14 protein-coding genes are annotated in these 21813 nt (G+C 38.0%); 13 read left to right on the top strand and 1 reads right to left on the bottom strand.

Going from position 1 to position 21813, the window contains the following annotated elements; genetic code table 11:
* The first annotated feature begins 10 nt into the window (after positions 1-10).
* The 10 genes from ACFSQS_RS07220 to ACFSQS_RS07175 all read left to right on the top strand — a co-directional run bounded on the left by ACFSQS_RS07220 (position 11) and on the right by ACFSQS_RS07175 (position 15924).
* The gene (locus ACFSQS_RS07220) at positions 11-2419 is read left to right on the top strand and encodes a 3-hydroxyacyl-CoA dehydrogenase/enoyl-CoA hydratase family protein (protein ID WP_388016314.1); all 2409 of its coding nucleotides are present in this window, start codon (positions 11-13) and stop codon (positions 2417-2419) included.
* A 148-nt stretch (positions 2420-2567) separates the two neighbouring features.
* Positions 2568-2927 carry a four helix bundle protein gene (locus ACFSQS_RS07215; protein ID WP_388016311.1) on the top strand — a complete coding sequence of 120 codons (360 nt, stop codon included), beginning with the start codon at positions 2568-2570 and terminating at the stop codon, positions 2925-2927.
* Positions 2928-3139: 212 nt separating this feature from the next.
* A complete protein-coding gene (locus tag ACFSQS_RS07210; RefSeq protein ID WP_388016308.1) occupies positions 3140-4333 on the top strand; it encodes an acetyl-CoA C-acyltransferase in 1194 nt (397 codons plus the stop codon).
* Positions 4334-4523: 190 nt separating this feature from the next.
* Positions 4524-6332 carry an acyl-CoA dehydrogenase family protein gene (locus ACFSQS_RS07205; protein ID WP_153266933.1) on the top strand — a complete coding sequence of 603 codons (1809 nt, stop codon included), beginning with the start codon at positions 4524-4526 and terminating at the stop codon, positions 6330-6332.
* Between the two features lie 124 nt (positions 6333-6456).
* Positions 6457-7806: a M28 family peptidase gene (locus ACFSQS_RS07200; RefSeq protein WP_388016305.1), complete on the top strand. Its 1350-nt coding sequence runs from the start codon at positions 6457-6459 to the stop codon at positions 7804-7806.
* Positions 7807-7853: 47 nt separating this feature from the next.
* Complete coding sequence (locus ACFSQS_RS07195; protein ID WP_388016302.1) at positions 7854-9506, top strand: M1 family metallopeptidase; 1653 nt, start codon at positions 7854-7856, stop codon at positions 9504-9506.
* A 5-nt stretch (positions 9507-9511) separates the two neighbouring features.
* Positions 9512-10084 carry a YdeI/OmpD-associated family protein gene (locus ACFSQS_RS07190; protein WP_388016299.1) on the top strand — a complete coding sequence of 191 codons (573 nt, stop codon included), beginning with the start codon at positions 9512-9514 and terminating at the stop codon, positions 10082-10084.
* 76 nt (positions 10085-10160) lie between these two features.
* Positions 10161-10709 carry a PepSY domain-containing protein gene (locus ACFSQS_RS07185; RefSeq protein WP_388016296.1) on the top strand — a complete coding sequence of 183 codons (549 nt, stop codon included), beginning with the start codon at positions 10161-10163 and terminating at the stop codon, positions 10707-10709.
* 62 nt (positions 10710-10771) lie between these two features.
* Complete coding sequence (locus ACFSQS_RS07180) at positions 10772-13978, top strand: VPS10 domain-containing protein (RefSeq protein WP_388016293.1); 3207 nt, start codon at positions 10772-10774, stop codon at positions 13976-13978.
* A 2-nt stretch (positions 13979-13980) separates the two neighbouring features.
* Positions 13981-15924: a S9 family peptidase gene (locus tag ACFSQS_RS07175; protein WP_388016290.1), complete on the top strand. Its 1944-nt coding sequence runs from the start codon at positions 13981-13983 to the stop codon at positions 15922-15924.
* Between the two features lie 33 nt (positions 15925-15957).
* On the opposite strand, the gene ACFSQS_RS07170 is transcribed toward ACFSQS_RS07175, so the two are convergent.
* The gene (locus ACFSQS_RS07170) at positions 15958-16635 is read right to left on the bottom strand and encodes a Crp/Fnr family transcriptional regulator (RefSeq protein ID WP_388017215.1); all 678 of its coding nucleotides are present in this window, start codon (positions 16633-16635) and stop codon (positions 15958-15960) included.
* 106 nt (positions 16636-16741) lie between these two features.
* On the opposite strand from ACFSQS_RS07170, the gene ACFSQS_RS07165 reads away from it, so the two are divergent.
* The 3 genes from ACFSQS_RS07165 (at position 16742) to ccoN (ending at position 21809) form a co-directional block, all read left to right on the top strand.
* Positions 16742-19117 carry a heavy metal translocating P-type ATPase gene (locus ACFSQS_RS07165; RefSeq protein ID WP_388016287.1) on the top strand — a complete coding sequence of 792 codons (2376 nt, stop codon included), beginning with the start codon at positions 16742-16744 and terminating at the stop codon, positions 19115-19117.
* 323 nt (positions 19118-19440) lie between these two features.
* Positions 19441-19629: a cbb3-type cytochrome oxidase assembly protein CcoS gene (gene ccoS / locus ACFSQS_RS07160; RefSeq protein ID WP_388016284.1), complete on the top strand. Its 189-nt coding sequence runs from the start codon at positions 19441-19443 to the stop codon at positions 19627-19629.
* Positions 19630-19634: 5 nt separating this feature from the next.
* A complete protein-coding gene (gene ccoN / locus ACFSQS_RS07155) occupies positions 19635-21809 on the top strand; it encodes a cytochrome-c oxidase, cbb3-type subunit I (RefSeq protein ID WP_388016281.1) in 2175 nt (724 codons plus the stop codon).
* Positions 21810-21813 lie beyond the last annotated feature (4 nt).

Genomic DNA, 21813 nt, shown 5'->3' with positions numbered 1-21813 from the left:
TTAAAATACCATGAGCAAACGAAGAATAAAAAAAATAGCAATTATTGGATCTGGAATTATGGGAAGCGGCATCGCTTGCCATTTTGCCAATATTGGGGTTGATGTCTTATTATTAGACATTGTACCTAGAGAACTTACCGATAAAGAAAAAGCTAAAGGCTTAACCTTGGAAGACAAAGTAGTTAGAAACAGACTCGTTAACGATGCTTTAGCGGCCGCTATAAAATCGAAGCCTGCACCACTCTATCATCCTTCTTTCGCCAACCGAATCACTACAGGAAATCTTGAAGACGATATCGCCAAAGTAAAAGATGTCGATTGGATTATGGAAGTTGTAGTCGAAAGACTAGACATTAAACAGCAAGTTTTTGAAAAGTTAGAAAAACACAGAACACCTGGGACTCTAATTACTTCGAACACTTCTGGGATTCCTATTAAGTTTATGAGCGAAGGACGAAGTGACGATTTCCAGAAGCATTTCTGTGGCACGCACTTCTTCAATCCTGCGCGTTACTTAAAATTATTTGAAATTATTCCTGGCCCAAAAACAGATCAAGCTGTTTTAGATTTCTTAAATGAATATGGGGAAAAATTCTTAGGAAAAACATCGGTAGTAGCTAAAGATACTCCTGCTTTTATTGGAAACCGAATCGGAATTTTTAGTATTCAAAGTTTATTTCACGCCGTTAAAGATTTAGATTTAACCATTGAAGAGGTCGATAAATTATCTGGCCCCGTAATTGGTCGTCCTAAATCGGCAACCTTCAGAACGGTCGATGTGGTTGGCTTAGATACGCTAGTTCACGTGGCCAACGGGATTAGAGAAAACTGTCCGAACGACGAGCGTTTAGAGTTGTTTGAATTACCAGATTTCATCAACACCATGATGGAAAACAAATGGCTAGGAAGTAAAACCGGACAAGGGTTTTACAAGAAAATTAAAAAAGACGATGGTACTTCAGAGATTTTATCACTAGACTTAAACACTTTAGAATACCGTTCTGCCAAACGCGCTAAATTCGCCACTTTAGAGTTAACAAAAACTGTAGACAGAGTGGTTGACCGTTTTAAAATTCTAGTAAATGGAAAAGATAAAGCAGGTGAATTTTACCGTAAAAGTTTCGCGGCATTATTTGCTTACGTCTCCAATCGTATTCCTGAAATTTCAGACGATTTATACAAGATTGACGATGCCATGAAAGCTGGTTTTGGCTGGGAACACGGTCCTTTTCAAATTTGGGATGCCATTGGTGTGGAAAAAGGCATCGAAATGATGCGCGCCGAAGGCTTAGAACCTAACGCTTGGGTAAACGAGATGTTAGCCACCGGGAGTACATCCTTCTATACCGTTAAAGAGGGTGCAACGTATGCGTATGATATTCCTTCGAAAAAACAAGAAAAAATACCAGGTCAAGACAGTTTCATCATCTTAGATAATATCAGAAAAACAGCTGAAGTATTTAAAAACTCAGGAGTTGTAATTGAAGATTTAGGCGATGGCATATTAAACTGTGAGTTCCAATCGAAAATGAACACTATTGGTGGCGACGTATTAGCCGGACTAAATAAAGCGATTGATTTGGCCGAGAAAGATTTCGCAGGTTTGGTAGTTGGTAATCAAGCCGCAAACTTCTCGGTTGGTGCCAATATCGGTATGATTTTCATGATGGCTGTCGAACAAGAATATGATGAGTTAAACATGGCCATCAAATACTTCCAAGACACGATGATGCGCATGCGCTATTCCGCCATTCCAACCGTTGCCGCACCACACGGGATGACCCTTGGTGGTGGCTGTGAATTATCCATGCACGCCGATAAAATAGTGGCAGCAGCAGAAACCTATATCGGATTGGTTGAGTTTGGTGTTGGTGTGATTCCTGGTGGTGGAGGTTCTAAAGAAATGGCTTTAAGAGCGTCTGATACCTTCAAAAAAGGCGATGTCAAGTTAAATGTGCTTCAAGAGTACTTCCTAACCATAGGTATGGCAAAAGTAGCCACTTCGGCTTACGAAGCATTCGATTTAGGCATCCTTCAAAAAGGAAAAGATATCGTTGTTGTTAATAAAGACCGCCAAATTGCCGTTGCCAAACAACATGCAAAACTTATGGCCGATATGGGTTACACGCAACCGTTAAAACGCAAAGATGTTAAGGTACTTGGTAAACAAGCCTTAGGAATGTTCTTAGTAGGAACCGATGCCATGCAAGACAGTAATTATATTTCGGAACATGATATGAAAATAGCAAACAAACTAGCCTACGTTATGGCAGGTGGCGATTTATCTGAACCCAGCTTAGTCACAGAGCAGTATTTATTGGATTTGGAACGTGAGGCGTTTTTAAGTTTGTGTACAGAGCGTAAGACTTTGGAGAGGATTCAGCATATGTTGACTAAAGGGAAACCGTTGAGGAATTAGACTTAAGACAGCTAGAGTCTAGATAACTAGAATCTAGATAGCTAGAGTCTACACAACTAAACAGTTAGAGTCTAGATGAACAGAACTTAGACAAACAAATAATAAAATATCAGTCTAGTTTCTAGTTGTCTATAATCTAAAAAAATCTATGGGACGACACAATTTCAAAAAATTAAAAGTATGGCAAGATGGAATTTCCCTTGTGAAAGATAATTATAGATTAACTAGAACTTTCCCTGATTTTGAAAGATATAATCTTATTAGTCAAATGAACAGATGTGTTGTTTCTATTCCTTCAAACATTTCGGAAGGTTCTAGCAAAAGTACCGAAAGACATTTTAAAAAATATCTTGAAAATAGTCTTGGTTCTGCTTTTGAATGGGAAACACAATTAATTGTTTCTTATAATGAAGGCTATTTAGACAAAAATACGTTTGAAGAATTAGAAAATAAAGTATTACAAATTCAAAAAATATTAGGAAAGTTTATTGATAATTTGGGTGACTAATTAATAGACACTAGAGTTTAGACTATTAGAACATAGACTATATGAAACTAGACTATTAGAACGTAGACTATTAGAAACTAGACAAAAAAACAGAATGATAATAAAAAAAAAAAACAGCCTGACTTCCAGTAATCTAGACTCATTAAAATAAATAAAAAGAGAATAAGTCTAATTTCTAGTCATCTAGATTCTAGACTCCAATAACAAAAACTATGAACAAAACAGCATACATCGTAAAAGCATACAGAACCGCAGTTGGTAAAGCGCCAAAAGGCGTGTTCCGTTTTAAAAGAACAGACGAACTAGCTGCTGAAACCATTCAGCACATGATGACTCAACTTCCTAATTTAGACAAAAAACGTATTGACGACGTTATTGTTGGAAACGCCATGCCAGAAGGTGCACAGGGCTTAAATATGGCACGATTTATTTCATTAATTGGATTAGATAGTGTGGATGTTCCTGGAGTAACCGTGAATCGTTTTTGTGCATCGGGTATCGAAACCATAGGCATTGCCACAGCAAAAATACAAGCTGGGATGGCCGACTGTATTATAGCAGGCGGTGCCGAAAGCATGAGTGCCGTACCTATGACAGGCTTTAAACCAGAATTAAACTACGATACCGTAAAAGCGGGACACGAAGACTATTATTGGGGCATGGGAAATACGGCTGAAGCCGTTGCTAAGCAATTTAAAGTCTCCCGTGAAGACCAAGATGAGTTTGCTTACCATTCGCACATGAAAGCGTTGAGAGCGCAAGCTGAAAATCGTTTTCAAGAGCAAATTGTACCGATTACAGTAGATGAAACCTATATTGATTCCAACGGAAAAAAAGCAACAAGGTCTTACACCGTTACTAAAGACGAAGGCCCTCGTGCCGGAACCAGTCTGGAAGCTTTGGCAAAACTACGACCAGTATTTGCTGCAGGCGGTAGTGTAACCGCAGGAAACTCGTCGCAAATGAGTGATGGTGCTGCCTTTGTTATGATTATGAGTGAAGACATGGTTAAAGAATTAAATCTTGAACCCATTGCACGTTTGGTCAGTTATGCTGCAGCAGGCGTAGAACCAAGAATCATGGGTATTGGCCCAGTAAAAGCCATCCCAAAAGCATTAAAACAAGCGGGTTTAAAACAAGAGGACTTATCTCTTATAGAATTAAATGAAGCCTTCGCATCTCAGTCTTTAGCAGTTATTCGCGAGTTAAACCTAAACCCAGATATTATAAACGTAAATGGTGGTGCTATTGCATTAGGACATCCACTAGGCTGTACCGGCACTAAATTATCGGTGCAACTCTTTGATGAAATGCGCAAACAAAACATGCAAGGCAAATATGGTGCTGTAACCATGTGTGTGGGTACGGGTCAAGGCGCCTGTGGGATATTTGAATTTTTGAAATAAACAGAATTAAGATTTTTAGTATGAAGTATTAAGAACTTCGTACTTGAAATTTATACATGATACTAAATATAAATATTGAGGAAAAAGAATTAATAAAATAACAACGCAACTTGTATTTAAGTACAAAGACAATAACTTTTCAGCTGGAAAATCTTAATACTTTGTACTGCATACTTAATACTAAGAATAAATGGAATCAAAAGAAAAAGATTTATTACGAGGCGGACAATTTCTTGTAAAAGAAACCAACTGCGAAGACATTTTTACTCCGGAAGATTTTACCGAAGAGCAAAACATGATGAAAGCATCGGTTATAGAATTTAACGACCGAGAAATCATACCCCATAAAGCACGATTTGAAGCAAAAGACTATGCATTAACAGAAGAGGTGATGCGTAAAGCTGGTGACATGGGTTTTTTAAGTGTAGCTGTACCTGAAGCCTATGGCGGTCTAGGCATGGGCTTTGTATCTACCGTATTAACCTGCGATTATATCTCGTCTGGAACAGGTTCATTTAGTACGGCCTTTGGTGCGCATACTGGTATTGGAACCTTACCTATCACACTCTATGGTACAGAGGAACAAAAGAAAAAATACGTTCCAAAATTGGCCTCTGGCGAGTGGTTTGGTGCCTATTGCTTAACCGAACCAGGTGCGGGATCTGATGCGAATTCTGGGAAAACTACAGCCGAGTTATCTGCAGATGGTAAGACGTATAAGATTAACGGACAAAAAATGTGGATTTCAAACGCCGGTTTTTGTAGCGTCATGATTGTTTTTGCGCGAATTGAAGACGATAAAAACATCACAGGATTTATTGTAGAATACGACAAAAACAACCCGAATGGTATCACTATGGGTGAAGAAGAGCACAAATTAGGTATTCGCGCCTCATCAACACGTCAAGTATTCTTTAATGATACTGTTATTCCCGCAGAAAACATGCTGGCAGGACGTGGTGAAGGTTTTAAAATAGCCATGAATGCATTAAACGTGGGTCGTATTAAATTGGCTGCGGCCTGTTTAGATTCTCAACGTCGTATCTTAACAACTGGAGTACAATACGCCAACGAACGCAAGCAATTCAACACCCCTATCGCAAATTTTGGTGCTATAAAAACCAAATTAGCCGAAATGGCAACGAATGCTTACGTAGGCGAATCTGCAACCTATAGAGCGGCCAAAAACATTGAAGACCGCATTGCATTGCGAGAAGCTGCCGGAAATTCTCACCAAGAAGCCGAATTAAAAGGCGTCGAAGAATACGCCATTGAGTGCTCCATACTTAAAGTGGCCGTTTCTGAAGACATACAAAATGCCGCAGATGAAGGTATTCAAATTTTTGGAGGCATGGGCTTTTCTGAAGACACACCTATGGAAGCCGCTTGGAGAGACGCTAGGATTACACGAATTTACGAAGGCACAAACGAAATTAACCGCATGTTATGTGTGGGTATGCTAGTGAAAAAAGCGATGAAAGGCCATGTAGATTTATTAGGTCCTGCTCAAAAAGTGCAAGAAGAATTAATGGGCATACCATCGTTTGAAACCCCAGATTATTCTGAGTTATTTTCAGAAGAAAAAGAAATGATTAAGAAGTTGAAAAAAACCTTCTTGATGGTTGCTGGTGGTGCCGTTCAAAAATTTGGACCTCAACTTGAAGAACACCAACAATTATTAATCGCAGCTGCAGATATTTTAATTGAAATCTATATGGCAGAATCGGCGATTTTAAGAACCGAAAAGAATGTTAAGCGTTTTGGCGAAGCTTCGCAGTCGGTTCAAATTGCCATGTCTAAATTATATCTATACCAAGCGGTAGATATTATTGAAGAAAAAGGAAAAGAAAGCATTATTTCTTTTGCTGAAGGTGATGAACAACGCATGATGCTCATGGGTCTTAAACGTTTTACAAAATACCAAAACTACCCAGATATTGTAGATTTGCGTATTGAGATAGCCGAAAAAGTAAAGGCTGAAAATAAATATTGTTTTTAGTTTACTAAAAACATATCGTGACTAACTCAAATGTTAAAAGCGCTTCGGGACCAATGTTCTGAGGCGTTTTTTATTTTACTATCTTTAATCTCCATATTAAAACAAATAATTTTCAATTTTAATTATGCACAAACACATTCTAAAATTAGTTACTTACTTCAGTTTTTGCTTAATTGCATTTACTTCTTTTTCGCAAACCCATCAAAAAATTTACGATATTATTGAAGCTGTTTCAGCAGAACGTATTCAAAAAGATATCCAAACCCTAGCCGATTTTGGCACTCGAAACACCTTTAGCGACACGCTTTCAAACACACGAGGTATTGGTGCAGCAAGACGTTGGATTAAATCTGAATTCCAGTCCATTTCAAAAGATTGCAACCATTGTTTAGAGGTTTTTTACCAAAAGGATTTTGTTACAAAAGAAGGAAATCGCAGAGTGCCGCACGATGCTTGGGTTGTTAATGTTGTGGCCATTCAAAAAGGCACAAAATACCCAAATCGTTATATTATTATGAGTGGTGATATTGATTCGCGCGCCAGTGATACTATGGATTTTACTACCGATGCGCCCGGAGCAAACGACAATGCCTCTGGTATGGCAGGCACCATTGAAGCGGCTCGGGTTTTATCTAAATATAAATTTGAAAATAGCATTATTTATGTCGGACTTTCTGGCGAAGAACAAGGGCTTTTTGGTGGTGCAGGATTAGCAAAATATGCGCAAGAAAAAGGCTGGAATATTATTGGCGTTTTAAATAATGATATGATTGGAAACATTAAAGGTGTTGATGGTGTAATCGATAATAGAACATTTAGAATTTTCTCCGAACCTGTGCCTCCAACAGAAACCGAAAGAGAACGGCAATTACGCCGTTTTTACGGTGGCGAAGTCGATGGTATTTCACGCCAATTGGCGAGATACATACATAAAACCACAAAAACCTACATGCCGGAAATGAACCCGATGATGGTTTATCGATTGGATAGATTTGGCAGGGGCGGACATCACAGACCTTTTAACGACTTGGGTTTTGCGGGGATAAGAATTATGGAAGCACACGAAAACTACACCCAACAGCATCAAGATATTCGCGAAGAAAACGGCATAAAATATGGCGATGTTATCGAGCATGTTAATTTTGATTATGCCAAAAAACTAACTGCGGTAAACGCCATAAATATGGCGAGTTTAGCCGCTGCACCTCCGCAACCAAACAATGTGGCCATTGGCGGTATTGTACAGCCATCGGTAAAGTTTAAATGGGATAAGGTTGATGGCGCCATAGGTTATAAAATTTATTGGCGAGAAACCACATCGCCTACTTGGGATTACAGCCGTTATGTTGGAGATGTTTCAGAATTTACTTTAAATGGGATAGTGATTGACAATTACTTTTTTGGTATCGCATCGGTTGGAGAAAACGGTTTTGAAAGCGTAGTGGTTTTTCCAAACAAAATATTTAGAGATTGAACTCGTTTAAACTTCTTTTTAATTAATTTTAAGCAAAATTTAAACTCATGAATTACGGCTTCCGTTTATTAATAATCTTATTAATAGTTTCGTTTGTTTCAATTGAAGCACAAGACGCATCATCAGAAAAACAACAATTTACAAGGCAAGATACCTTACGCGGAAGCATTACTCCCGAACGTTCTTGGTGGGATTTAACCTATTATCATTTAGATATAAAATTAAATCCCGATGAAAAATCCATTAAAGGAAAAAACACCGTTCAATATAAAGTTTTGAAGAATCATTCCGTGATGCAAATCGATTTGCAACCACCTTTAAAACTCACAAAAGCCACTCAAAACGGAAAAGATTTAAACATAAAACACGACGGAAACGCGCATTTTATCACACTAATCGACAATCAAAACATAGGCGGTATTAATAGTGTAACCGTGTATTACGAAGGCGTACCAAAGGAAGCTATTCGTGCCCCATGGGATGGTGGTGTTTCTTGGAAAAAAGACAACAATGGCAACCATTTTATTGCCACATCCTGCCAAGGTTTGGGCGCGAGTGTTTGGTGGCCAAATAAAGACCACATGTACGATGAGGTTGATAGCATGCTCATTAGCGTTAACGTGCCTTCAAAATTAATGAATATCTCTAATGGCAGATTGCGTAAAATCGAGCAAATTGGCGATACCAAAACCTACCATTGGTTTGTAAAAAACCCAATCAATAATTACGGTGTTAATATGAATATTGGCGATTACGTTAACTTTTCAGAGGTTTACGATGGTATGGCAGGCAACTTGGACATGGATTATTACGTGCTGCGCGATAACCTTGAAAAAGCCAAAACTCATTTTAAAGATGCCCCGAAAATGATGGAAGCCTTCGAGCATTGGTTTGGGCAATACCCCTTTTATGCCGATAGCTTTAAACTGGTTGAAGTGCCCTATTTGGGCATGGAGCACCAAAGCTCTGTAACCTACGGCAATCAGTACAAAAAAGGCTATTTGGGCAACGATTTGTCGGGAACCGGTTGGGGTTTAAAATTCGATTTTATCATTATCCACGAAGCCGGCCACGAATGGTTTGCCAACAGCATTACCAATAAAGACATTGCCGATATGTGGATTCACGAAAGCTTTACAGCCTATTCAGAAAACCTGTTTCTGGATTATTACTACGGAAAGGAAGCCTCGGCAGATTACGTCATCGGCACCCGAAAAAACATTGTTAACGACAAACCCATCATCGGGAAATTTTACGGTGTTAACAAAAAAGGATCGGGCACAGACATGTATTACAAAGGCGCCAACATGTTGCATACCTTGCGCCAACTTATTGAAGATGATGAAAAATGGAGACAAATTTTACGTAAAATGAACGTAACGTTCTACCATCAAACGGTAACCACGCAACAAATAGAAGATTTTCTATCTAAAGAAACCAGCATTGATTTAACCGAATTTTTTAATCAATATTTAAGAACCACGAAAATACCAACTTTAGAATATGAGATTAACAATAAAGCACTAAAATACCGTTGGATAAATATTGTTGATGGTTTTGATATGCCCATTCAAGTAGAAATAGAAAATGAGCAGCAATGGTTATTTCCGAAAGCAGATTGGAAAACAAAGCGTTTAAAGACTAGTAACCCGCCTTTAATAGTGAATAGAAATTTTTACGTTAATGCAAAAAAGCTTTAATCTCCATGAAACTCCCCGAGCTTTATTTTAAAACCGATACCGAATGGCGCGAATGGTTACACCAAAACCATAGCTCGGTAAAAGGCGTGTATCTTATTTTTTATAAAGTTGAAAACAAAGAAGCCTCAATGCGGTGGGAAGACGCCGTTAAAGTGGCGCTTTGTTATGGTTGGATCGACTCAACCGTAAAAAGTTTGGGCAACGGAAAACGGCGACAATACTTTACACCACGAAACCAAAAAAGTGTATGGAGCGCTTTAAACAAAAGATATATTATTGAGTTGAAGGCTTCAAATTTAATGCATCAAAGCGGTCTTGAAATAATTAAAATCGCAAAACAAAATGGGTCATGGACGGCCTTAGATGATGTTGAAAATGAGGTGATTCCAAAAGAACTTCAAAACGCATTCAATAAAAACAAACAAGCGTTTAACCATTACAAAAACTTTGCACCGTCTTACAGAAAGGGGTATTTGTATTGGTTAAACCAAGCGAAAAGAGAGGCTACAAGAGAAAAACGCATAGCAGAAATTATACGACTTTGCGAATCAAATATTAAAGATAGAGGCGGTTGGTAATAAGTTTCTTAACAACTCTTTAAGAATAAACGTGTTTTAATTTCTTATTTTCGGCAGCTTTAAATCTCCTGTTTTTTTGAAAGCAAAAACCAAAACATTAGCAAAACAATCTAGAATTTACCGAAAACTGCATCGGTTTGTTGCGGTACCGTTTGTTGTGTTTATGTTTATAATGGGAGCTACAGGTTTGCTTCTTGCTTGGAAGGACCAACTTCAATTTAAACCCAGCACCCAAAAATCTTTTGCCAATAATCGGGATTTAATTTCTTTAGATGTCATTAAAAAAAATGCGGTTGCATATATTGAAAAAATGAATCTATCGTCTGAAATCAACAGAATTGATTATCGGCCCAATAAGGGCACAGCCAAAGTACGTTTTGAAAATCATTTTACAGAATTACAAATAGACTGCTACTCGGGTCAAATTATTTCTGAAAAACAACGAACAGCAGATATTATCGAGATGATTCATGAAGGTTCCATTTTAGATTACCTTTTTAAAAACCAATCCAAACCATTAAAACTGATATATTCTACGGCAACCTCATTGGCGCTAATACTGCTGTCGTTTAGTGGTTTTTGGTTATGGTTAAAACCCCGTCAAATAAAAAAAATAAAAAGCTAGCAGTAAGTTTAGAGCATATACAGTTGGTTTTTATTAACTTTAAAACTTAAACCAAATGTAAAATGAAAAAACTCATTACTCTAGTGGCACTATTGTGCTTTTCTAGTTTTTCTGCTCAAGATTTCTCAATAGACCTAGTAAAAAACATGGCACCCAGAAACATCGGTCCCGGCGGTATGTCCGGTCGTGTTACCGCCATAGATGTAGTCCATAAAAACCCAGATATCATGTATGTTGGCACTGCTTCTGGCGGTCTTTGGAAATCAACTTCCGGTGGCATTACCTGGAATCCTATTTTTGATAACGAAGTAACAGCTTCCGTTGGTGCTGTAGCCGTTCAACAATCCAATCCGAGTGTAATTTGGGTAGGTACTGGTGAGGGAAACCCGCGAAATAGCCTAAACGGTGGTTATGGCATTTACCGTTCGCTCGATGGTGGCAAATCTTGGAAATCTATGGGGCTGGAAAACACACGCCATATTCATCGTGTTATTATCGACCCCACAAACGCGAATACGGTTTATGTTGCCGCAATTGGCTCGCCGTGGGGCGAACATCCAGAACGTGGTGTTTTTAAAACAACCGATGGTGGCGAAACTTGGAACAAAATCCTTTTTGCAAACAACAAAACCGGTGCTGCAGATTTGGTAATGGATCCTACAAACCCCAACAAATTAATTGCTGCTCTTTGGGAACATAAACGCGACCCTTGGTTTTTTAATTCGGGTGGAGAAGGCTCTGGTTTGCACATAACGCACGATGGCGGAAAAACTTGGAGAAAAATCACAGACCAAGACGGTTTGCCTAAAGGAAACTTAGGACGCATGGGCATAGCCATAGCCGCAAACAAGCCCAATATAATTTATGCTTTGGTTGAAGCCAAAAAAAATGCGCTTTACAAAAGTGAGGATGGCGGTTTTAAATGGAAAAAAATAAACGATAAAAACGATATTGGCGATCGTCCGTTTTATTATTCTGAAATTTATGTCGATCCGCAAAACGAAAATCGTGTGTATTCCATTTACACTTACGTTAATGTTTCAGAAGATGGTGGCAAGAATTTCACACAACTCATGCCTGCGTACTATGTAAATAATGGCGTGCATCCAGACCATCACGCGTGGTGGATTCATCCCAAAAACGGTAATTTTATAATTGATGGGAATGATGGCGGACTTAACATTACAAGAGATGGTGGTAAATCGTGGCGGTTTATTGGCAATCTGCCTGTCGCTCAATTTTATCATATAAATATTGATAACGATATTCCGTACAATGTTTATGGTGGCATGCAGGACAATGGATCGTGGAAAGGCCCCGCCTATGTATGGAAAGCACAAGGCATTCGCAACAGTTATTGGCAAGAAATTAGTTTTGGCGACGGTTTTGATGTGGTGCCGGATAAAGAAGATTCGCGCTTTGGGTGGTCAATGAGCCAACAAGGATATGTAAGTCGTTATGATGCCGAAACAGGTAACAATTACACAGTTAGGCCAACGCATCCGGATGCCGATGTTAAACTTAGATTTAATTGGAATGCGGCCATAAATATTGATCCTTTTGATAATAACACCTTATATTTCGGGAGTCAGTTTGTTCATAAATCGACGGATAAAGGCTTAACGTGGAAACTCATTTCAAACGATTTAACCACCAACAATCCTGAAAAACTAAAACAAAGTGAAAGCGGCGGATTAACCATGGATGCCACCGGTGCCGAAAACTACTGTACCATTTTAGTGATTGAACCATCGCCTATTGAAAAAGATATGCTTTGGATTGGTACAGATGATGGTCGGGTACACATTACCCAAAATGGAGGACAAAGCTATACCGAAGTTACCAAAAACATAAAAAATTTACCCGCAGGAAGTTGGATTGCGCAAATAAAAGCTTCAAACAAAAACAAAGGCGAAGCCCTTTTAATCGCCAACGATTACAGGCGATTTAATTATACACCGTATGCTTATCGCACCAAAGATTATGGCAAAACATGGAAACGCATTGTTAATGCCAACGATGTTAAAAGCTACACACTAGCAATTGTTGAAGATATCGAAGAACCAAACCTCATGTTTTTAGGAACCGATGACGGTTTATATATTTCATTAAACGCTGGAGAAACATGGACAAAATGGACTGCGGGTTTTCCAACCGTATCAGTAAAGGATTTAGTAATCCATCCGCGCGAGCACGATTTAATAATAGGCACTTTTGGTCGTGCTGCATGGGTTTTAGACGATATTCGCCCACTACGAGACCTGGCAAAAAACAAGCAACTTTTAAGTAAAAAGCTAGAACTTTTCTCGCCTCCAATCTCCTATCAAGCAGCCTATCAACAACCCACGGGAAGCCGATTTGGTGCAGATGCGCTCTACAATGCCCAAAACAGAAAACGAGGCGCACAAATATCATATTACATATCAGTTGATGACAAACAAGCTTCTAACGAAGAAAAAGATGATGATAAAAAAGATAACGATTCATCTAAAAAAGAAGAAACCAAAATCAAGTGGGACTCTATAACCATGAAAATTTACGACGGCAAGCGTTTAATCCGGACTTTAAAACAAAAAGCACCGAAAGAAACCGGTATTCATAAATGGACTTGGAATATGGACGAAAAAGGTCCCGACAGACCATCGAGAACCATTAGAAAAAGTAAAAGCGAAAACGGTGGCGTACAAGTAAAACCTAGTATTTATAAAATTGTGATGCACTTTGGAGATCAAACTTCAGAGGAAATGATTACTGTAAAAAGCGATCCGCGCCTAAACATAACCCAAAGCAGTATCGACGAAATTTATAAAGTTTCAAAAGATATTGAAAGTCTATCTCAACTTATGGCAGATGCTGTTAAACAATTGGTTGAAAGCAAAAATGTTTCAAAAAAATATCAATCCGACCTTAAAAATTTAGACAAAGAAAAATATAAAAATGAAATAAAAGCTTCAAAAGACATTATAAAAAAAATAGATGATTTAATTGCTTTATATTTGGGAAAAGAAGATAAACGCCAAGGCATTACACGCAATCCGGAAGTTAACATTAATCAACGCATCCGTTTGGCAAATGCTTATGTGAGGTCAAGGCAAAATGGGCTAACCTCAACCGAAAACACATTAATCGAACATGCCAAAAACGCTTTAAAGAATGGCCTAGCTAAAACCAACACCTTTTTTAATAACGATTGGAAAACTTATAAAGAATCAATGGAAACCATTAACTTATCGCCATTTAAAACCACTAAATCATTTAAATTAAATTAGTTATGAATAAATTACTAAGCCTAATCCTTTTAGTTTTATTTGTTGGCTGCAAAAAAGACCATGAAACAAAAGAAGTTGCTTTAAATTTAAAGCAATACACCATAGAACAGTTTATGGACAACGAAGCTGTTAGCGGTGGGAGTTTTTCTCCAGACAATTCAAAATTACTCTTTTCCAGCAATCGGTCTGGTATTTACAACATGTACACCGTACCTGCAACCGGTGGTGAGTTTACGCCCATTACAGCATCAGATTCTTCATCCGTTTTTGCCATTTCATATTTCCCAAACGATGAGCGCATGCTTTACAGAGCCGATGGCAATGGCGATGAAATTTACCATATTTATATGCGCGATACCGATGGCACAATAACAGAACTTACACCCGACAAAGGCGCAAGGGCTTTATTTTACGGATGGGCACACGACGGTAAAAGTTTTGCTTACGGCTCTAACAAAAGAGACAAGCGCTTTATGGATGTTTACGAAATGGATATTAGCAACATGTCTTCTAAGTTAATTTATCAAAATGATAAAGGCTATAACATCAATGCCATTTCAAGCGACAAAAGTTTATTCGCGCTAAGCAAAACGATAAACACCAACGATAGCGATATTTTTATTTTTAACAGAACCGACAAATCGCTTAAGAAAATAAACGAAAACCAAAGTTCAAATGCCGTACAGGATTTCACTTTAGATAATGAAACGCTTTATTACACAACCGACGATGGCTCGGAGTTTTCGTATGTCATGAAATACAATATCGCCACTGGCGAAAAAGAAAAAGTAATGGAGAAATCTTGGGATATAAACGGCATCTATTTTACCCACAACGAAAAATATATGGTAAGTTTTATAAACGAAGATGCCAAAAACACCATAGAAATTAAGGAAATGGCAACGGGAAAAAACCTAGAACTACCAGATTTTAAAAACGGTAGCGTAACTAGTGTTGGCTTTTCCAGAGACGAAACCATGATGCGTATGTATGTTGGTGGCTCTAACAGTCCGTCAAATTTATTTAGCTATAATCTCGAAACCAAAGTACTCATCCAACTTACCGATGTACTAAACAAAGACATTGATGCCAACCATTTGGTTACAGCTAAAGTGATAAGATATAAGTCTTTTGATGGTGTAGAAATTCCGGCTATTTATTATTTACCGCATCAAGCATCGGCAAACCATAAGGTTCCTGCTTTGGTTTTGGTTCATGGCGGTCCTGGCGGTCAAAGCAGACAAAATTTTAGCTCGTTAACCCAGTATCTGGTCAATCATGGTTATGCTGTACTAGCCGTAAACAATCGCGGAAGTAGCGGTTATGGAAAAACATTTTTTCAAATGGACGACTTAAACCATGGCGAAAAAGATTTACAAGACTGTATTGAAGGTAAAAATTGGTTAGCCGCCCAACCAGAAATAGATGCCAACAAAATTGGTATCATGGGAGGTTCGTACGGTGGTTATATGACGATGGCTGCATTAACCTACACCCCAGAAGAGTTTGCCGTGGGCGTTAATATATTTGGCGTTACAAACTGGATACGTACGCTTAAAAGTATTCCGCCATGGTGGGAGTCGTTTAAAGATGCGCTTTATAAAGAATTGGGAAATCCGCATACAGCAGATTCTGTTAGATTACGCAGAATTTCGCCTTTATTCCATACCGATAAAGTAACCAAACCTTTAATTGTGCTACAAGGCGCAAAAGACCCGAGGGTTTTACAAGTAGAATCTGATGAGATTGTTGAAGGTGTTCGCAAAAACGGTGTGCCCGTAGAATATATTTTATTTGAAGATGAAGGCCACGGTTTTGTTAAAAAAGAAAACCAAATTGAAGCTTACAGCAGTATCCTTAAGTTTTTAGATACGTATCTTAAGAAAGAAAACAAGCCTATTGATGGCGAAATGCCATCAAAGGAAATTGAAGCAGAAACACCCTAAAAAAAACGCTCTGAAAATTTTCAGAGCGTTTTTTTATTCCACACGTTTTAACCCATCAATATCCTCAATTTTAATTTGTTTGCCTATGGTGGCAATTAAGCCTTCCCGTTTAAATTGTGAGAGCACCCTAATGGCCGATTCGGTAGCTGTACCCACAATATTTGCAAAATCTTCCCTGGAGAGTAAAACACTTAATGTGCCATCGGGGTTAGTACCAAAACTATCGTGAATATAAATTAAGGCTTCTGCCAATCGTTCTCTCACAGATTTTTGTGCCATATTAACAATAACATCGTCTGCTTCCTTTAAATCGTTGGCCATTTCTTTTAAAACTTCAAACGAAAATTTTGAGTTGTTTTGTAAATCGTTAATAATTTCACTTTTAGGAATAAAACAAACTTCCATATCGTTTAAGGCTACCGCTTGCAGATTAGAACTTTCGTCTGAGATAAGTGAGCGCTGGCCCAACAGTTGCCCTTTAACAACCATTTTAACAATTTGGTCTTTGCCGTTGGCACTTAATTTTGATAATTTACATATACCATCTTTTACACAATACACACCATTTATGGTTTCACCTTCTTCAAAAATAACATCGCCCTTTTTAATCTTCATAGATGTTTTACAACCAGAAATTCGCACCAACTCGCTTGTTGTTAATGCCTTAAGCGAGTTAAATTGCTTTATGATACACTGTTCGCACTTGCCCATATAAAATATTTCATATTTGTGTAAAAATAATGAAAACATGACAAATATCATATTAAAATTTCCACTAACTTTACACCTTTACAAAAGGTATAAATGAGCAAATTAAATGAATAAAAACACATGTTTTCATTGTGGTTTAGATGCTACTTTCTCTAATATTACTTTTGACAACAAATCCTTTTGCTGTAATGGTTGCAAAACGGTTTACGACATTTTTTCTACAAATAATTTAACCTGTTATTACGATTTACAACAAGCTCCCGGCAGCACACCAAAAGATGTTGAGGGCAAATACAATTTTTTAGAAAACCCGAAAATTATTGAGCAATTATTGGAATTTAACGATGGCGATACGCAGATAGTTAATTTGTACATTCCAAACATTCATTGCAGTTCCTGCATTTGGGTTCTGGAAAACTTGAATAAACTGAATGCTTCGGTAAGCTCATCTTTGGTTAATTTTGGAAAAAAAAGCGTTAGAATTACTTATAACCCCAAAACCATAAGCTTAAAAAAACTGGTTACGCTAATTAGCAGCATTGGTTACGAGCCCTATATAAGCTTAGACGATTACAGCGTTGGTAAAAAAGAAATCGATAGGTCGCTTATTTACAAATTAGGGGTTGCAGGTTTCGCTTTTGGCAACGTTATGTTTTTGTCTTTCCCAGAGTATTTTGAAGTGGGCGAATTTTGGATAGAACAATACAAGCACCTTTTTAGATGGCTCATGTTCGCCTTTTCACTGCCGGTGGTTTTTTATTCGGCTCAAGGGTATTTTATTTCGGCATACAAAGGGCTTCGTTCTAAAATTTTAAATATCGATGTGCCCATAGCACTTGGGGCTTCGGTTTTGTTTTTAAGAAGTACTGCAGAAATAATACTCGACATAGGCTCTGGCTTTTTCGATAGCTTAACAGGGTTTATTTTCTTTATGCTTTTAGGGAAGTTTTTTCAGCAAAAAACCTATTCGTTTTTATCTTTTGAGCGCGATTACAAATCGTATTTCCCCATAGGAATTACAAAGATAACTCACGAAGGCAAAGAAGAATCGACCCAAGTTTACGACATTGAAAAAGGCGACCGCTTGCTTATTAGAAACGAAGAGTTAATCCCGGTAGATTGTATTTTAATAAAAGGAAACGCGCGGATTGACTACAGTTTTGTTACGGGCGAATCTAAAACGGTTTCTAAAAAATCTGGCGATAAACTTTTTGCTGGCGGTAAACAACTTAATGGCACGATTGAGGTTGATGTTTTAAAATCGGTTGAGCAAAGTTACCTTACCCAACTTTGGAGTAACGATGTGTTTAAAACCGATAAAACCTTAGCATTTACAGATATTACAAACAGCATAAGCAAACGTTTTACAATCGCTATTTTATTAATTGCCCTGGTAGCAACCTCGTATTGGCTAATGGCAGATTCCAGCAAAGCCCTAAACGTTTTTACATCGGTTTTAATTATTGCTTGCCCCTGTGCCATTGCATTGTCTGCGCCTTTTACTTTTGGAAATATTTTACGTATTTTAGGGAAAAAGAAATTCTATTTAAAAAACACCAATGTTATAGAACAATTAGCAAAAATAAATACCATTATTTTTGATAAAACCGGAACGATAACAGTAAACAAAGAAACGTCTGTTAATTATGAAGGCGAAGCACTTTCATTAACTGAAGAATCGCTTTTAAAAAGCACGTTGCGAGGGTCTAATCATCCGTTAAGCCGGTCGTTATACAATATTTTAAGCGAACATAACATAGTATCGTTAGATACTTTTAAGGAACACTTAGGCAAAGGTATTGAAGCAAAATACAACCAAGAACATATTAAAGTAGGCTCTGCGCCTTTTGTTGGTTTTGCCACAGATACCGCAACATTAAACACAGCAGTACACGTTAGCACAAACAATAATTACAAAGGAAAATTTACCTTTTACAATGCCTACAGAAAAGGCTTGTCTCAGTTATTCAACACCTTAAAAAAAGACTACGATCTTGTGATTCTCTCTGGCGATAATGCTGGTGAAGAGGATCATTTAAAAAAAATATTGCCAACAAAAACCAAATTGTTGTTCAACCAAAAACCAGAAGATAAATTAGAGTACATAAAATACCACCAAACCGAAGGGGCAAAAGTTTTAATGATTGGCGATGGGCTAAACGATGCCGGTGCCTTGGCGCAAAGCGATGTGGGCATTGCCATTTCTGAAAACGTAAACGTATTTTCGCCTGCTTGCGATGCTATTTTAGATGCTTCAAAGTTTAATCAATTGTTTAACTTTATAAAACTATCTAAATCGGCCATAAAAATTATAAAATGGAGTTTTATATTGTCGTTTATTTATAATATTGTAGGGCTATATTTTGCTGTTACTGGTAAATTATCTCCGGTTGTGGCGGCTATATTAATGCCTTTAAGTTCTATAAGCATTGTAGTTTTTACAACGATTTGCACCAATGTTTTGGGGCGAAAATTAAAATAGATTATCATGCATTACGAAGCCTCATTAAGGTTTTAACAAAAGCTAACAGAGGCTGCGATAAAAAACCAGATTTGGCAAATGAGCGCGTTAGGGATTGTAGCGGCATCCTTTTTTGTGCTTAACTATAAGTTTGTTTTGTGGTATATATTAAAATATGCAAAACAAACTTGTTAAGATACTGAAACAAGTTTAGCACAAAAAAGATATAGCGAAAAGCCCGACCCGAAAGGGTAACGCCCAAATAAAAAGTGAAAGAAACATGACAAAAATCATGTTTTTAAAAAGTGTTAAAAATTAATTTTGAAACATAACTTCAAATAGGTATGAGTGTTATATATATTTTATTAAGCATCAGCATTGTTGTTGCTATCGTGTTTTTTGCGGCATTTATTTACGCGGTAAAAAAAGGGCAATTTGATGACAGCTACACACCTTCTGTTCGCATGCTTTTTGAAGACGAACTTGTAAAAGAACAACCTAAACCAACGTTAAAAACCAAAAAGACCAATTAATTATTATGGAAGTACAACAGTTTCATTACGATAACAAGATCGTTAAAAATTTCCTTTATGCAACCATGCTTTGGGGAGTTGTGGGAATGCTAGTAGGTTTATTACTAGCATTCATGTTTTTATACCCTAACCTAACCGACGACATTTCGTGGTTAAGCTTTGGTCGCTTAAGGCCATTACATACCAATGCGGTTATTTTTGCCTTTGTGGGTAATGCTATTTTTGCAGGTGTTTATTACTCCACACAGCGTTTGCTAAAGGCAAGAATGTTTAGCGATGCTTTAAGTAAAATAAACTTTTGGGGATGGCAACTTATTATTGTTGGTGCCGCCATTACCCTACCTTTGGGCTATACAACATCAAAAGAATATGCCGAATTAGAGTGGCCTTTCGATATTGCCATTGCACTTATTTGGGTGGTTTTTGGCTGGAATTTAATTGGCACTATTTTAAAAAGAAGACAGCGCCATTTATACGTTGCCATTTGGTTTTATATTGCCACATTTGTAACAGTTGCGGTGCTCCATATTTTTAATAGTTTAGCATTACCTGTTAGCGCCATGAAAAGCTACTCGGTGTACGCAGGTGTACAAGATGCCTTGGTACAATGGTGGTACGGGCATAATGCGGTAGCGTTCTTTTTAACCACACCGTTTTTAGGATTAATGTATTATTTTGTTCCTAAAGCGGCAAACAGACCGGTTTACTCGTACAGATTGTCTATTGTTCACTTCTGGTCGTTAATCTTTATATATATCTGGGCAGGACCTCATCATTTATTATACACGGCATTACCAGAGTGGGCCCAAAACCTTGGTGTTGCATTTTCTGTGATGCTATTAATGCCATCTTGGGGCGGTATGATAAACGGATTGTTAACACTACGTGGAGCATGGGATAAAGTTAGAACAGACCCTGTTTTAAAATTTATGGTCGTGGCCATTACGGGGTATGGTATGGCTACTTTTGAAGGCCCTATGCTATCTTTAAAAAACGTTAATGCCATAGGACACTTTACCGACTGGATTATTGCCCACGTTCACGTTGGTGCATTGGCTTGGAACGGGTTTTTAACCTTTGGAATGATTTATTACTTGGTACCAAAACTATTTAAAACAAAATTACACTCTATCCCCTTGGCCAATTTACACTTTTGGATTGGCACTTTAGGTATAATTATGTACGCCTTACCTATGTACGTTGCCGGCTTTACTCAGGCCAGTATGTGGAAACAATTTAATCCTGATGGCACCTTAGTTTACGGTAATTTCCTAGAAACAGTTTCAGAAATCATACCCATGTACTGGATGCGTGCCATTGGAGGAACCCTGTTTATTGTAGGTATGCTAATTCTTGTTTACAATATTATTGTAACCATTAAAAATGGCAGTAAAGTAGAAGACGAATTGGCCGAAGCTGCTGCACTACAAAACGTATCAAAACACCGTACAGCAGGCGAAGGCTGGCACACCTGGTTAGAGCGTAAACCCATACAATTAACCATATTGGCTACTGTAGCTATTTTAATTGGTGGCATTGTTCAAATTGTACCAACCATAATGGTAGAATCTAACATTCCAACCATAAGCAGTGTGCAACCCTATACGCCACTAGAACTTGAAGGCCGCGACATATACATCCGCGAAGGTTGTGTGGGCTGCCACTCGCAAATGATTCGCCCGTTTAGAAGTGAAGTAGAACGCTATGGCGAATACTCAAAAGCCGGAGAATTTGTTTACGACCATCCGTTCCTTTGGGGAAGTAAACGTACAGGCCCAGATTTACATCGTGTTGGTGGCAAATACTCAGACAACTGGCACTTAAGCCATATGTACGATCCGCAAACCACATCTTCTGGCTCCATAATGCCAGCGTACCAGTGGCTAATTAGAAATGAGCTCGATAAATCCAACACAGAAACCAAAATGAAAACCATGGTAAAACTTGGCGTTCCTTATACAGATGAAGATATTGCGAACGCCCAAGAACACATGTTAGAACAAGGTACCCAAATTGAAAAAAACCTTTATACCGACCCAGATTTTGCAAAAACTTACGAAGCCGACAAAGCTTCAGGTGGCGAAGATTTTGTAGAAATGCGCAATCGCGAAATAGTAGCCCTAATAGCTTACTTACAGCGCTTGGGAACAGATATTAATGTAGAAACCGCTCAAAATTAAACAT

Source organism: Gelatiniphilus marinus (assembly GCF_042684345.1).
GTDB lineage: Bacteria > Bacteroidota > Bacteroidia > Flavobacteriales > Flavobacteriaceae > Gelatiniphilus > Gelatiniphilus marinus.
The sequence above is the reverse complement of the archived record's forward strand: the minus strand, read 5'-3'. Positions and strand labels throughout refer to the sequence as shown.